Source organism: Paenibacillus sp. FSL L8-0638 (genome assembly GCF_038593075.1).
Classification (GTDB): Bacteria; Bacillota; Bacilli; order Paenibacillales; family Paenibacillaceae; genus Paenibacillus; species Paenibacillus polymyxa_D.
On sequence record NZ_CP151960.1, the window covers coordinates 645679 to 660384 of the forward strand.

Annotated in this window: 16 protein-coding genes; 8 read left to right on the top strand and 8 right to left on the bottom strand. The window is 45.2% G+C overall.

Annotated elements, in window-relative coordinates; translation table 11 throughout:
• Window positions 1-17: 17 nt before the first annotated feature.
• Window positions 18-296, bottom strand: a complete 279-nt coding sequence (locus MKY35_RS02885) for a hypothetical protein (protein WP_342445529.1) — start codon at window positions 294-296, stop codon at window positions 18-20.
• 139 nt (window positions 297-435) lie between these two features.
• On the opposite strand from MKY35_RS02885, the gene MKY35_RS02890 reads away from it, so the two are divergent.
• Window positions 436-948, top strand: a complete 513-nt coding sequence (locus tag MKY35_RS02890; protein ID WP_342445530.1) for a GNAT family N-acetyltransferase — start codon at window positions 436-438, stop codon at window positions 946-948.
• Here MKY35_RS02890 and MKY35_RS02895 read toward each other — a convergent pair.
• Entirely contained in the window at window positions 937-2196 is a 1260-nt protein-coding gene (locus tag MKY35_RS02895; RefSeq protein ID WP_342445531.1) for a DUF438 domain-containing protein, read from the bottom strand. The genes MKY35_RS02890 and MKY35_RS02895 overlap by 12 nt on opposite strands.
• Before the next feature lie 14 nt (window positions 2197-2210).
• On the bottom strand, window positions 2211-2438 hold the full coding sequence (locus MKY35_RS02900) for a DUF1858 domain-containing protein (RefSeq protein ID WP_342445532.1): 228 nt from the start codon (window positions 2436-2438) through the stop codon (window positions 2211-2213).
• Window positions 2439-2673: 235 nt separating this feature from the next.
• Here MKY35_RS02900 and MKY35_RS02905 point away from each other — a divergent pair, with 235 nt between their 5' ends.
• The 5 genes from MKY35_RS02905 to MKY35_RS02925 are packed head-to-tail and all read left to right on the top strand — an operon-like array spanning window position 2674 to window position 6994.
• Window positions 2674-3393, top strand: coding sequence for a hypothetical protein (locus MKY35_RS02905; protein ID WP_029515935.1), 720 nt, complete (start codon window positions 2674-2676; stop codon window positions 3391-3393).
• Window positions 3394-3434: 41 nt separating this feature from the next.
• Window positions 3435-3836, top strand: coding sequence for a GntR family transcriptional regulator (locus MKY35_RS02910; protein ID WP_039270421.1), 402 nt, complete (start codon window positions 3435-3437; stop codon window positions 3834-3836).
• 38 nt (window positions 3837-3874) lie between these two features.
• Window positions 3875-4777, top strand: a complete 903-nt coding sequence (locus tag MKY35_RS02915; protein WP_342446590.1) for an ABC transporter ATP-binding protein — start codon at window positions 3875-3877, stop codon at window positions 4775-4777.
• Window positions 4778-4779: 2 nt separating this feature from the next.
• On the top strand, window positions 4780-5682 hold the full coding sequence (locus tag MKY35_RS02920; protein ID WP_342445533.1) for an ATP-binding cassette domain-containing protein: 903 nt from the start codon (window positions 4780-4782) through the stop codon (window positions 5680-5682).
• Window positions 5675-6994, top strand: a complete 1320-nt coding sequence (locus MKY35_RS02925; RefSeq protein ID WP_342445534.1) for an ABC transporter permease — start codon at window positions 5675-5677, stop codon at window positions 6992-6994. Before MKY35_RS02920 ends, MKY35_RS02925 begins: the two co-directional genes overlap by 8 nt.
• Window positions 6995-7723: 729 nt before the next feature.
• Here MKY35_RS02925 and MKY35_RS02930 read toward each other — a convergent pair.
• The 5 genes from MKY35_RS02930 to aiiA form a co-directional block, all read right to left on the bottom strand.
• Window positions 7724-8335 (bottom strand): TetR/AcrR family transcriptional regulator, encoded by a 612-nt coding sequence (locus tag MKY35_RS02930; RefSeq protein WP_342445535.1) that lies wholly within the window; start codon window positions 8333-8335, stop codon window positions 7724-7726.
• Window positions 8336-8467: 132 nt separating this feature from the next.
• Window positions 8468-8659: a hypothetical protein gene (locus MKY35_RS02935; protein ID WP_342445536.1), complete on the bottom strand. Its 192-nt coding sequence runs from the start codon at window positions 8657-8659 to the stop codon at window positions 8468-8470.
• Window positions 8660-8688: 29 nt separating this feature from the next.
• Window positions 8689-10077, bottom strand: a complete 1389-nt coding sequence (locus tag MKY35_RS02940; RefSeq protein ID WP_342445537.1) for an amidase — start codon at window positions 10075-10077, stop codon at window positions 8689-8691.
• Between the two features lie 45 nt (window positions 10078-10122).
• On the bottom strand, window positions 10123-11445 hold the full coding sequence (locus tag MKY35_RS02945) for an MFS transporter (RefSeq protein ID WP_039270445.1): 1323 nt from the start codon (window positions 11443-11445) through the stop codon (window positions 10123-10125).
• 14 nt (window positions 11446-11459) lie between these two features.
• Window positions 11460-12218 (bottom strand): N-acyl homoserine lactonase AiiA, encoded by a 759-nt coding sequence (gene aiiA, locus MKY35_RS02950; protein WP_342445538.1) that lies wholly within the window; start codon window positions 12216-12218, stop codon window positions 11460-11462.
• A gap of 425 nt (window positions 12219-12643) precedes the next feature.
• On the opposite strand from aiiA, the gene MKY35_RS02955 reads away from it, so the two are divergent.
• Both MKY35_RS02955 and MKY35_RS02960 read left to right on the top strand, forming a co-directional pair.
• The gene (locus MKY35_RS02955) at window positions 12644-12850 is read left to right on the top strand and encodes a hypothetical protein (RefSeq protein WP_342445539.1); all 207 of its coding nucleotides are present in this window, start codon (window positions 12644-12646) and stop codon (window positions 12848-12850) included.
• 633 nt (window positions 12851-13483) lie between these two features.
• Entirely contained in the window at window positions 13484-14641 is a 1158-nt protein-coding gene (locus tag MKY35_RS02960) for a serine hydrolase domain-containing protein (RefSeq protein ID WP_342445540.1), read from the top strand.
• Window positions 14642-14706 lie beyond the last annotated feature (65 nt).

A 14706-nucleotide genomic window follows, 5' to 3' on the forward strand; every position in this document is an offset into this window, starting at 1 on the left:
GCGCGAGAATTGCAAAGCTACAGAAAACAGCCTACCGATAAAGATAGGTTTGGTAACATCACGATAATACGTATGGACGAGCTGAATGTCATCCATGCCGTTCGGTGCTTGTTAATAATAAGTCCCTGATATATGTTACGGACAGCTACCCATATGTATAGTAAAGTAAGAACCTGAAATACGTTCTTGGTAGGTTCGATCAATTCCGGGGACACACCAAATACATATTGAAAGACCAGATTGCCTACGGGCGTCAACCCGATACTCCAGCCTATGATCAATACAGCTACAGCCACGAACGTACATAAAATGAAACAATTTTATTCAAGTCGAATCCTCCAGGAATGAATAGCAATGAACATTCTTATTATAGATCTAGATTCGGATCGTCGGTATATATAAAGTATAATATTGGAAACTAGGAGTGGAACTCACATGATCATCAGGGAAGCAACGATATCAGATGCCGAGGGCATCGCCAAGGTGCACGTAGATTGCTGGAGGACGACGTACAAAGAAATAATGCCTGCCCAGGTTCTGGAACAGATTTCCTATGAGCAAAGAACAGAACTGTGGAATGTGAATCTATCCAGTGAAGACGGTCATCGGGTATATGTTGCTGAAAATGAGAAGGGGGAAATCATCGGATTTGTGAGTGGGGGTCCGGAAAAGTCAGGTGAATATCCCCCGTATGGGGGAGAAATAACGGCAATTTACGTTTTGAGTGAATACCATAGTTTAGGCTTGGGGAAGAGACTATATTTACGTCTGCTTCAACATTTCAATAGTATGGATATTCACTCTGTGATCGTATGGGTGCTAGCAGATAATCCAGCATGTACCTTTTATGAAAGGTTGGGAGCCAAACTTATAGTAGAACAACATATTATAAATATGGATGGCAAAAATCTGAACATGGTGGCTTACGGTTGGATACTATTCGGATAGAATACGCTTTTGTCCTTCCAAGGCACGAATGGGTGCGATATTTTGCGTAAATTCCAACGTTCCCAGATAGCGGCCCTCTGCATCACGGATGGCAAAATAACGGATGTAGACAAATTTATCCTTGATTGGAATCCAAAAATCTTCAACATCCTTGCGGCCTGCCTTAAAATCTTCCAGCAGCTTCTCAACAACATGCACGCTTTGGGGTGGGTGGCAATTCTGAACGGTACGACCAATGACGGCTTTCGTGCGCGCGAAGATTCGTTCCTTACCATGGGAAAAATAGCGAACAACATCATTTTCATCGATAAAGGTCAGGTCAACAGGTAGATGGTTCAACAGCAGTTCCAATTGTTGTACGGATACAATCCCTGTCTCGAATCGCACGAAGCCTTGCGGTGTTCCTGATGTGCCTTCCGTTTGCTCAAGGGCTTCTGCAGGCTCCTCTGCCCGTTCGGGTATCCATTCGCGCTCGGGGGCGGTCAGGCAGAATCCAATTTCCTCGCTTTCCCGGGCTATTTTCAGCCACTCATCCTCTGTCAGCTTACTGAGTGCCATCGGCAGCAAAATATTCTCTTCCTTGAATATCATTTCATTCACTTCGCTCATGATATGGGCAAGTGCCTTCCCAATCTGTTCACGATCTCCGTTATATTCGGTGAGCAGACTCTTCGCTTCCTTGATTGCGGCACGAATGCTGTCGTCCACACCCCACATGACTTTGGTTGGACCAAAAATTCCATAGCGTTCTAGATAAGGAAAGACCAGATTTTCTTTGCGGCTATAGTGCTTATCGAGATCGAGCAGCAGACTTAAATCTTCCAGTAGCTTGTAGATAATTTTGGGACTGTCGTCCTTTTGAAATTGGTCCGCATGCAATGCCAGCTTAAAATTGACCAGCCGTTCGATCTCTCGATTTTCCAGCTTGAAGGTATGAACAGGATGTCCCGGTTGTTCCTCTGGTCCTGAAGGACGATGAATATCCTCAATGGAACCCTTGAATATCGATGTATGCACAGAACAAAGACGCTGCACTTCCGATACGGGAATTCCCTCCTCAGTCATCAATGCATGCTCCATAGCTGAAATCTCCGCCACGCTTACTCCGCCAACAGCCTCTGCGAAACGTGCCTTGACTTCCTCCACGCTTTTCCCGGCATGTAATTCTTTTATAATTTCCTTTAGCGTTTGTTGGCGTTCCGTTAATTCCTGTGCTGTATGTTCACGGTTGTTAATTAGCTCGCTCATGATCGTTAGCTCCTTTATTTTTGAATGGTAAAACCATGTTGCAAAAACGTGCGTTCCACGGTTTCCATAGCTAATTTTTTCAATGCAATACCTTTGGACAATGTCATAAAACGACCTGCGGTTTGGAGCATACCGGGCTTGGCGATATCATGAAAACCCAGCTCTACCATAATGTCCTTCACTTCGGGATAACGGTTAACAAGGTTAAAAATCGGCTCATTCCAGTGCAGTATCTTATCCATTTGTTCATCCCCTTGATTGAGAACGTTTATCATTTACAGAGTAGCATAGGTCCTGACGAGCTATTGTGATTGTACGCACAATTTACATTCAGGTATTGACAGTTGTAATTCATGGTTTATATACTGTGTATAAAGATATATACAGTAATAACACTGATTACTTTAATAATAACTTCGTATGAAGAGAGAACGAGGTCGTCATTACAGGCAGTGCAGAAGGGATCAGGATAAGAAAATGACAATCATCAAGCAGGCATGGAAGATTACCCGGCAGGATTTTCGCAACAATCCATATGTTATGCTGTGGACATTGCTGTTTATTGCGTATTTGGGATTTACCATGAGTTTTGCTGTAAGTGTGCATTGGGATGAACGTGGAAACTTGAGTCCGGTAGCCGATTTTATCATGCTGGTGTTGATTCCGTTTCTCGGATACATTTATAACCGCCGTGCATTTAAATATCTTCAGGAAGATTCCTATACGCATATGCTAGCCTTTTTCCGCACCTTGCCTATACCGATGAATGCGGTGATTATGAGTCGAATTCAACAGGCGCTTTTGGCGTTTGTTGTGAATAGTGTGATATTTTTCACTCTCTTGTTTACGTTGTCAGCTACGTTTCGGGTATATGCCAGTACAGGTTTCTTTGTATCGTTTGCACTTACCTGGATAGGCTACGGAATGCTGATTCAAGCCATTTATATTCATTTGGAATTTCTTAAAAAAGGTAAATCCTACTTTTGGCTATCCATTGTCATCATGCTAATTTGTGGGATAGTTACGATTATAGTTCGAGTATGTGGGGCCAATCTGGTATCGATAACGGCATTTTACAGCAAGGAATGGCAGCTGTTGTCTCCGGTGATGTGGGGAGCGCTGCTGGCAGGAGCTCTGGGTATGTGGATGTCCTACAGGGTGACACAGCGTAAGCTTATGAAACGGGATTTAACTTAGCGGTATGTGTACAAAGATAGATAAAAAGGGGGGAGAAGCAGGTGAATATACCAGTGCAAATTGATGAGAATAGCGCGGAACCGCTGTATGCGCAGATTGAAAAGCAACTTCGTTCACTCATCGTAACCGGACAGATTGCAGCGGGAACGCTGCTTCCCTCCATTCGGGAGTTCGCAGGGACGCTCCGCTGCAGCGTCATCACCGTCCGGCGGGTCTATCAGGATTTGGAGAACGAAGGCTTGCTTCGTACCCGGCAGGGAACGGGCACCTTCGTAGCTCTGGTCGAAGACGATAAGCGCTCAGGTTACCGCCTTAAAGCAGTGACCGAGGCGTTGGAAACGGCGATTGACACAGGCATCGCTGTACAGATGACAGAACAGGAATTGTTGGAGCTTTTCGCAGAAATGGTGAAGAGAAGGTATGAAGTCCAAGTGAAGGAGTGACGCCCGTGAAGATACAGATAAAAACACCCATTATTGAGATGAGCCAAGTCTATAAAACTCGAGGTAACCGGGTAATTGGACCGATTAATCTGACCGTTGAACCGGGGTATGTGGTCGCTTTGACTGGACATAACGGATCAGGCAAAAGTACATTGATTCATCTGCTGACTCAGCTTATCCACCCGGATTCCGGTGAAATTCGTTGGTTCGGTCAAGCGTATCCAGACGGCATGCCGGCAGATACACGACAATGGGTTGGGTATCTGTCAGAGCAGCCGATCCGTGAGGAAGATCGGCTCACGGCAGAAGCAGCAGCGGCTTTTCGAGCCTTGTGGTATCCCGGCTGGGATGAAACACGTTTTCAGCGTCTGATGGAACGATTTCAGGTTCCTCAGCATACGAAATTATCCCGCATGTCCAAGGGAGAACGTCGTAAGTTTGAGTTAGCAGCTGCCTTGGCGCCTCATCCTCGATTGTTGTTGTTGGATGAACCTTCGTCGGGTTTGGACCCTTTTGCCTGGAAAATCATGCTGGAGGAACTGCGGGATTGTATGGAGAACGGCAAAACGACGGTCATTATTGCTACTCATATCATAGACGAGATCAAGCGTTTGGCGGATTATATTGTCCTGATGCATGATGGCAGGCTGCTCGGCAAGCTGGAAAAAGACCATTTGCTCGAAAATAGCAAAGAAATGTGGTTTGAAGGCACACCGGAGGAGGCATCGGAACTTCCGGGAGTGGTAGAGATGGAGAGCGAAGGCGGATTGCAGCGAATTGTAACGTTGGCAGCCGGAAAGACCAGCGCCATATTGGAACAAGCGGGCATTCGGCCCATCCGTGTGCGGCGTTTGGAACTGGATGATATTTTAGTATATTGGTCTGCGGGACAACTATCAGAAGATGCAGAGACATACACGCATAAAAAAGGAGCGGAGTAATCATGAGCATGCTGCAATTGAAAGAGGTCGTGAAGCAATATGGGAACCACACGGCAGTGAACGGAATTTCGCTGAATGTGAACGGTGGGGAGATTTACGGACTACTGGGAGGCAATGGAGCAGGCAAAACGACAACGATGCGCATGGTGCTCGGTCTGATTTACCCTGATGGAGGTAACATTCAATATGAGGGCAAGCCCTACAGCAAGGAGCTTCAGCGGACGATGGGCTATTTGCCCGAGGAGCGCGGGTTGTACCCCAAGGTGAAGGTGAGCGAGCAAATTAACTATTTGGGCAGGCTGCGCGGAATGTCGGCCAAGGAGGCGGACAAAAGTCTACGCTACTGGCTGGAGCGCTTTGGAGTGCCCGAATATTACGACAAGCGGATTGAGGAGCTATCCAAGGGGAATCAGCAGAAAATGGGCTTTATTGCCGCCGTTGTGCATCGCCCGACGCTGCTCATTTTGGATGAGGCCTTTAGTGGGCTTGATCCGGTAAACGTTGAATTGCTTAAGGATACGGTGAAAGAGCTGCGGGACGATGGGGCTGCGATTTTATTCTCGACCCACCGCATGGAGCATGTGGAGGAACTGTGCCGCCATATTACGATTTTGCATCGCTCCAATACAGTTGTGCAGGGAATTGTGCAGGAGATTAAGGGCCGTTACCCGCGTGAAAAAGTTCGTCTCATCACTACAGGTGAAGTGAACGGACTGGAACAGCTGCCCGGCGTGCACCGTGTAGAGCCTATGGATCGCGGCTGGATGCTGCATATTGAGCAGCCGAATGCGGCGAAGTTGGTATTACAAACGGCGTTGGAGCAAACGGATGTAGAGCATTTTGAGATCAAGGAACCTACGCTGAACGAGATTTTCATAAGAGAGGTGGGTGATTCCCATGAATAGACTGGGTACGGTAATCGGTTTTACGTTTCGTCAGAAGGCGAGAACCAAATCTTTTATCATTACAACGCTGGTACTGGCCTTGCTCATTACGCTTGGTATGAATCTGCCATATTTGATTTCTTTGTTTAAAGCAGATGGGACAGGAGGTTCGAGCACGACGGCAGCCGAGCATCATCGCTTGGGACTGATTGCCGGGAGCCGGATAGAAGTGGCGAATCAACTGGAGAAATTCACCAAGGAGCAATCCAACCCGGCAGCCGTCTGGGTGCGTTATGACAACGTACAAACACAGGCCATGCAGCAAGCCTTGAAAAACGGAGAGCTGCAAGGTTACGTGCAGTTCACGGAGTCTGCCAGTAAGGGAGACACGTTTCCTAAAGTAGAGTACGTCTCTGTAGAAAAAGAGCCATCTCCTGCTGTAATTACATTGTTGCAGACGGGACTTCAGGAAGCTAAAGTCAAAGCCATTATGGGCGGCAATGCATTGACCAGCGATCAAATTCGCGAAATTAGCACACCTGTAATGGTGGATAGCAGGGAAGTAGACGGTCCGTCTGAGGCAGGGGGAGCCGTGGGGACAGAGAAAAAAGAGACCTCTATGATTAACTATGGTTTGGTCTATGTACTGATGATCTTATTCTTCACCTCCTCCATGATGACGGGGAATATGATTGCTGCAGAGGTGACATCGGAAAAAAGCTCACGTATCATGGAGATTCTCATCACAAGCGTCTCACCGTTGACCCAGATGTTCGGAAAAATTATCGGCATTTTCCTGGTCGGCCTGCTGCAAATTGCTGTCTTTGCAGCCGTTGTATGTGCCAACCTTATGCTGCCGCATAATAATGTCATTCTTAGCTCAGCCGGGCTGGATCTGTCGCAACTGAATATCGCGGTGTTGGGTTATGGTCTGGTATTCTACATCCTCGGCTACTTTCTCTACGCAGTACTGTTCGCCGCGGTGGGCTCCATTGTTAGCCGTACCGAGGAGTTGGGACAGGCGATCATGCCGATTACCGTGCTGTCACTAGCAGCCTTTTATATCGGTATCTTCAATATCGCCGCATCTGATACGATTTTCGTAAAGGTTGCCGGGTACATCCCATTTTTCTCGCCAACCGTCATGCTGCTGCGGATTGGTCTGGAACGGGCGAGCCTGCTGGAAATCTGGCTGTCACTTGGTATTCTGGTCGCCTCCATTTTGCTGTTCGGTTGGCTGGCCGCCAAGATCTACCGTACGGGTGTCTTAATGTATGGTAAACGTCCTTCGTTCAAAGAGCTAAGAAAAGCTATGAAGGCTTACAAGATTTAAATTTTTAGCAATACATGTGATTAATGGTAATAATTGAGACTAATTTGGTTGATAACTGAGACATTTTTTGGTATATGTTTGAGACATTTTTAAACCAGTAGAAACAAAACCCCTTGTTTCTATTGGTTTTTTGTGTTTCTATTTACTATATCTATCCTATATATGAGAACATACGGTATTATTGATATCAAATTCGATTCAAATTACGGATCATAATTGATACTTTTCGTAAAGGTGGTTTGGTTATGGATTGGAGAAGTTGGACGTGGAGTTTGGAAGATGAGTTAATAAAATCCCCAAGTGCTGTACAAATCTCTTCAACTGCAATTTTGGAATACATAAGATGAAAACCTGCTTGTTCTCCATGGATTCTCAGGCTACTAAGCCTGCTGCTACGAAGCCTACAGGAAGTAGACGAAAGAGCGCTGCTGATGATAAGAAGACCGAATAAGGAGAGCGTCCCATGGAAGTCCGATCCGGACAATTCGTATAGCAGCCATTGGCAGAAAAAAAAGGGTTGTCCCATAAGTCATAAAAATGACTAGGGACGTCCTGTTCTCCAATTGTAAAATAATAAGAAACCGTTCCTGGGTAAAATGGAGGTACCACCCGACCATTTGAAAGGATATGGTTTCTTTGTACATTCAATATACCATTATGAGATAAAAAGAGGAGTTACGCAGGACTATCCCTCATCCATGTTATGTGGCTTTGTGGCCAGCCCCTCAATTAATGTCTATTAGCTCTTAAACCTTCAATAAATATGCGGTGTAATCCATCAAGAACTCGTTGGCTTGTAAAGCCTTCATCTTGGAGATGGTAATCGATATTGTGAAGCACGGCCAGCAGGGCTTCAATAGTATATGAAATGTCCACCCCGGATACGTCTCCCTGTTCAACGGCCTCATTTAGCATATTTCTGCTTATATTGCGCATCCATTGACATAACGGAGATTGTAACGGACGATGCCCGGTTGAGGCCCGGCTGACCTCACAGAGCCAAGGAACTTTCGCCTCTAAAAAAGAGACATATCTTACGATTACATGGTAAAGCCGGTCCAAGGCAGCGGTTTCTGGGGATTGATCAAGAAATGCTTGAACTTCATCAAACAAAGGTTGGTATTCTTCATACGCGATCTCCTGACATATGTCGCCCTTATCCGAGTAGCGGCGGTATAGGCTTGCTTGTCCTACTCCAGCAGTCTTCGCAATCTGATGCATATTGACATTGTCAACACCTTTTTTGATGAAAAGTTCTCTAGCCGCCGCCAAAATTCGTCTTCGGTTTAACTCCTCTCTGGGAATTTTCAGAGAGACAGATTGCGATTCTGAATTCACCATAAACATCTTCCTTCATCATTAATTTAACTGTTATTTAACACGAAAAACGGACATGTTGTCCGTCTTCATAATTATAATACATTTCGTGAAAAATTAAAAATACATTCATTTGGGTGACCGATGAGCTTTTTTTTATTTCTTGGTATAGTGCTTTTTGTAAATTGGAGGCAAATGCGGTTCAATGCCCGATAGGTCCAGTTCCTTTAAACTTGCGATCGTATGAATAAACTGCTCGTATGCTTTTTTCTTGTCGCTCGTCGTATCTGTTCCGGTTTCGGTTGATGCTTTCCTGCCAACTTCAGAGTTAAGTTGCTTTTGATCCATAGATTACCCTCCATCAAATATAGTCAGGCTTACAAATCCGGATGTCTCTTGTGCCAGTCTGTATTCATTTCATAAGTATTGCCGATACCTAGTACTGTCGCTTCTTCGAAGGGGCGGCCAATCAATTGCATATTAATCGGCAGACCGGAAGGTGAGAAGCCGCAAGGCATGCTCAGGCTAGGCAAGCCAGTCAAATTGGTCGGAACCGTAAATGAGTTCAATCTGAATACACTAGCATCATCATCTGCACGCGGCGCAGTGATCGGTGTTGCCGGCGTCAACAAGATGTCGATTCCGGACAATGCATTCAAAAAATCATTGACAATTAGTTGCCGGGCCCGCTGAGACTGAAGGTAAATGGAAGCCGGAATATCTCTACTGCTTTCAAGAAACATTCGGACGTCCGGTCCATACTGTTCCAATTCTGTCTCAAGCCACTTCTCGTGGTACGAGTACATTTCCGTCATCATAATGGCCATCGTCGCACTTCTAACATGTTTGATCAGGGGCAGGCTAACTTCGATGATTTCTGCTCCCAGTTCTCGGAATTTATTGATAGCGGCCTTCATCGCAGCTTCCACTTCCGGCATCAAATCCTCGTAATAGTAGCTTGTCGGCAATCCGATACGCACACCCCTGAGACCATTCGGATACATCTTGATACCTGGCGCAGGCAGATCGACAGTCGATTCATCCTTTGGATCGAAGCCAGACATCACATCCAAGCACAGGGACGCATCCATGACACAGCGGGTCAACGGACCCGAGTGGTCCAATGACCAAGCCATTGGAATGATACCATACCGACTGACCCGACCGTACGTCGGCTTCATCCCTACGACACCGCACAAAGCAGCGGGTATGCGGATCGAACCTCCGGTATCCGAGCCTGTGCCCAGATAAGTAAGTCCAGCTGCTAAAGCAGAAGCCGAGCCGCCGCTTGAACCTCCCGTTACAAGTTCAGTGTTCCACGGATTGAGGCAAGGACCGAAGTGCGGGCTAGTTGTTGTCAATCCCGCAGCGAACTCGTGAGTCTGTACTTTGCCTAGCAGAACTGTTCCAGCCTCATGTAGCTTAGCTGCAACCGTCGAATCGTAATCGGGGACGAAGCTGTTCAATATTTTTGAACCGGCAGTTGTTCGGATCCCTTTAGTGTAATATAGATCCTTATGAACGATGGGAATCCCGTGAAGGGGCCCTTTGTACCGACCATGCATAATATCGCGTTCCGATTGCTTCGCTTGTTCAATCGCCAGTTCGGACGTTTGGGTAACGAAAACGTTCAGTTTCGGATTCAAACGTTCGATGCGGTGAAGCGCATGTTCTGTAATCTCTACCGGGGATATTTTCCTTGTTCGGATCCCCTCGGCCAGCTCATGAATAGCAGCAAAGGACAGTTGGAAATTTAATTTACTCATCTATTCATCCTCCGTATCTTTCGGACATGTCGTAAGTCTACCAAACTAATTTCCATAGCTTCCGCTAGGATTTGCTTTTCTTGCGAATAAGTATGTCAGGATTGCCAACAGGGAAATGGTAAAATAAACAACAAAAAAAGGCATCTTTAGATCAATCAGTCGGCCGACCAGCGCAGGGCCGAATGCTCCGCCTAGGAGATAGGCCAGTGTGAAAATACCCATCCCCACACCCAGCTCAGCCGAACGGAGTGTCGTCGAAACTAAATTGCTGCTAGAGGTGAGGACACCGTTGAATCCAATCATAAGGATAATGATCAATAAAGCGTCGATCCATGGCGGCAAATGTACGGATACCCCCAGTAGTATAAATCCGCTGATGACGAGACTTTGCGATATGACAAGCACACGGGAGCTTCCGAAACGATCTGTCCAACTTCCGATCCGGGATCCGAGCAAGGCTGCACAGGCGGCACCGGGAAGCATCAGCAGACCGATTTTACTAGTTGGTAAATGAAAGGAATTCTTCATCATGACAGGAAGAGTAAAGGTTAACCCCGTGTTGCATACGAAGGTAAGGAATCCAATCCCTAGAATTCGTCGGTAAGGAGCATTTTTCATGAAAGATGCATCGATAAATGGATGTTCTTTTTTCTGAATATGAGTACCGAACCATAGAAGAACTGCTGCTCCTGCAATGAGCATAAACCAATAGTTCGTAACCCCTAGCAATACCAACGCCAGTCCCGCGGAGAACAAAACAGCTCCGAGAAAATCGAATGAACCGCGGTCGTGTTTCTTGTCAGGAACATACTTGAATATCAAAGGGATAACAAATAGGCTCAGACTGGACACGATGAACAAAGCACGCCAGCCAAAGTATTGCTCTACGAAACCGCCGAACACAGGCCCGAAGCCGGAAGCAAAGGCAATTGTGGCGGATAAGGTTCCCAGCACCCGTCCCTTGACTGTAGGCTTAAAATACAGGGTTACTGCCGCATAAGACAGGGGAGAGATGGATGAGGCCCCTGCTGCCTGCAGTAGTCTTCCAATGATGACTTGCAAGTATGAAGCTGCAAAAAAGCCGATCATAGAGCCGAAAGCTAAAAGGATTAAACCAATGACATACAGCTGGCGAAAGGAAAAGGACTCCGTTAACTTGCCGTAAGTACCGGCGCCGATAGCCATCAAAATGCTGTAACCGACCATAACCCAGCTCACCTGCGAGGAGGTCAGGGCAAAGTCAGCGGAAATCGAAGGTATAGACAAATTAAACATGGTCATATTGATGTTTCCGAAAATAATGAGCAAGCAAAGTGTCCCCATTAATTTCCGCTCATTGCCGGATAAAGCCATTGATTGAGTATCCATAGCCTGTCCCTCCATTACAGGAAGTCAGGAAAGGTGCGGCATTTTTGCGCCTGATCTCTATCGTGTCCCAAGAAAACATAGGACGGCCGAACATCCTGAATTAACTCCTGCATGCGAGTAATCGATTTGGCAGCCATCTCTTGATCGAATGTCAAGAACGGTACGCTATTCTCGAAGTTCTCCCGAGTATAAGCAACATCAATTGTCAGTAGCACTGGACCCGACTTTTCCGTTGTGACAAGGACTGATTGATGGCCAGGGGAATGACCCGGAGTGAATAAAATTTGAACCCCCGGAATCAATTCATGGTCACCCTCAATGATTTGATATTGTAAATCGGGCAGCCTGCACTCTAATGGAGAGTAATCCTCATTGTTTATGGCCGCATCATACTCTGCCCTTTGAATAAGGATCGGCGTATTGCGGAAATGCCCGTTTCCCCCAGAATGATCCAAGTGTAAATGGGAGCTAATGACCATTTGAATATCGTCAGGTCGATAACCGACACGCTTTAACACATTTACGATCGAGTCGCCGTCAGACATGTTGGGGACGACGCGCCCTTCACGTCTAGTCCCCTTGTAGTAATCGGGATTGTTGATAAAAGCATCGGGCATTCCCGTATCGATGAGTATCGGCCCGTTGGTCGTTTCCAATAGAAAAGACCACACAGGCATTCCGACTAATTTCCCGGGGGCAAGGGTTCGATTAACTGCCGATTGATCTAGGAAACATTCACCTACAGGTAAAAAATACAACTTTTTGATATGCATCCCAGTTTCACCTTTCATATTATAAATTCGGACAGTTTGTCCGTTTTGTTTTGATTGTATCGGACAAATTGTCCGATGTCAATTGTCATCGGCGGTTGGGTATCGGCAAAAGCCTTACACCTGCAACAATACGCCAAGCTAAAGAATGTCGCCTAGGTGGAGTCCAAAGAAACAACGGGGCTGCGTTTGTACCAAATGCTAACGAGAGCACGACAGGAGATTACTGTTGTAATCTATAAAAACAAGGATATGCTGAATGCCTGTTTGAAGATAATGGGCTTAAAATGATTGATTGTAGTCAGGAGATAACAATGTTTCGGTTCAGCCATCAATCCAGCGGGAGAAAATTTTTAGAGGTAAAGATTGATTGAATAACTGCTACGGGCTGTGGAGTCGATCAGTTGGACTTAATTAATAAGGAAAGGATGAGTTTTATGAAACTAAGCCTAAGTCGAAAAGCTAATCTTGAAGGTATGCTGATAGGAGATCAGGTTACAATTGGAGGGCCGGCGGTAGAGGAGAACATCCGGTTTGAAGTGTTGAGAAATGAATCGGGATTTGAAATTAAGGTTTTTGATCGATTGGTAAAGTTAGATAAAGAACCTTTTTCGACTGTAGATCAAGGGGACTGACCCCATAACGTGAGACAAATCAAAACACCTTCAAGAGAATCAAGCCATGTCGTAAGATATGGAGATAACCTTGGAGGTGTTTTTACGTTGGCAACGAGAGTGAGTTACCCCCTAGAAAAATGCAAGCGATTGAATTGAGATTGGCAAGAGTTCCGGTAAGAGAGGTTATGGAGCAACTGGGAATACGAATAAGACACAGCCAAATCACCAGCTTCACTGACAGCGACATCTGGATTGAGATATTCACTCCGAATAATATTAGGATTTTTAATAGTGTGACATTTTGACACTACCGTATGTGACAGAAAAATACTTAGAATCATAGAGGCAGTTTAACACATTAACAATAAACGAGGAGGGGAGATTTTCATTGTGTATGATAAAAAATAAAGAGGCGTGAAAGGGGAAACAGGTATGACCTATTTATGAAAAACAAACCAGTAACAAGAGTGTTTTAAGGAAAAGAAGTAATTTCTAGGGTTAACATACATGTGGAAAAAGAGGAATTACCGTTTGTTAGGACACAATAGCGTTTGTGAAAATAATAATGAGTAAGATAATTGTAAATCCACTCTTGCCCTAAAACAGCAAATAACTGCCTATACAATATGAATAGAGGAGAAGAATATCTTTATGAAAAAGCATTGTCAAATTGCATCTACAGGTTTAGTCCTTTTAATGGCTGGAAGTTCTCTGTTATACACAACACCAACCTCAATTGTAAAAGCGGAGTCCATTCAAAATGTATCTAGTCCGTTACAAACAAGCACTCAAAGTGAACGTAATTCCGTCAAAGAGGCAATGCGGGATACATTGCAACTTGGATATCCTGGGATACTTGCTAAAACTTCTGAGGGTGGAAAAACATGGAGTTATGCCGCTGGGTTAGCGGACCTGAGCACCAAGAAACCAATGAAAACAGATTTTCGCTTTCGCATTGGTAGTGTAACGAAGACATTCATTGCAACAGTTCTACTTCAATTATCTGAAGAGAACCGCTTGAATCTAGACGACTCCATTGAAAAATGGTTGCCTGGTGTCATTCAAGGAAACGGATATGATGGTAACCAAATTACTATCCGGCAGATATTGAATCATACAAGTGGTATCGCTGACTATGTAAATTCAAAAGACTTTGATTATACGGATACAAAAAAATCGTATACGGCTGAAGAATTCGTAAAGATGGGGATTTCTCTTCCCCCAGACTTTGCCCCAGGAAAGGGTTGGTCTTATTCAAACACAGGATACGTAATACTGGGGATCCTTATTGAAAAAGTAACTGGAAACAGCTATGCGGAAGAGGTTGAAAATCGGATTATTGAACCGCTTGATTTGTCAAATACATTCCTACCTGGCAATTCAAGCGTGATTCCAGGCACCAAGCATGCCCGTGGCTATTTCCAACTAGACGGAGCAAGTGAGCTAAAAGACGTTACTTATATTAACCCAGGTAGCTCGGATGGAGATATGATTTCTACTGCTGACGATTTAAACAAATTCTTCTCTTACTTACTCAGTGGTAAATTACTGAAGGAACAGCAACTAAAACAAATGCTTACTACAGTTCCTACAGATAGAGAAGGAACCGGATATGGTCTTGGGATCTTTGAAACTAAGCTTCCAAACGGTGTCTCGATATGGGGACACAAAGGTAGAGTTCTAGGGTTTACCACTTTTGCTGGTGGCACACTTGGAGGCAAGCATACATTGGCCGTCAATTTGAACAGCTTTAAAGCTGATAGTCCTGATCCATTTAAAAATATTTTACTTGCTGAATTTAGCAAGTAGGCAAAAAGGAAAACAATGGTTTAAACTGGGCTCCTTAGAGCATGTCAAAAAACTAACAAGTAAGT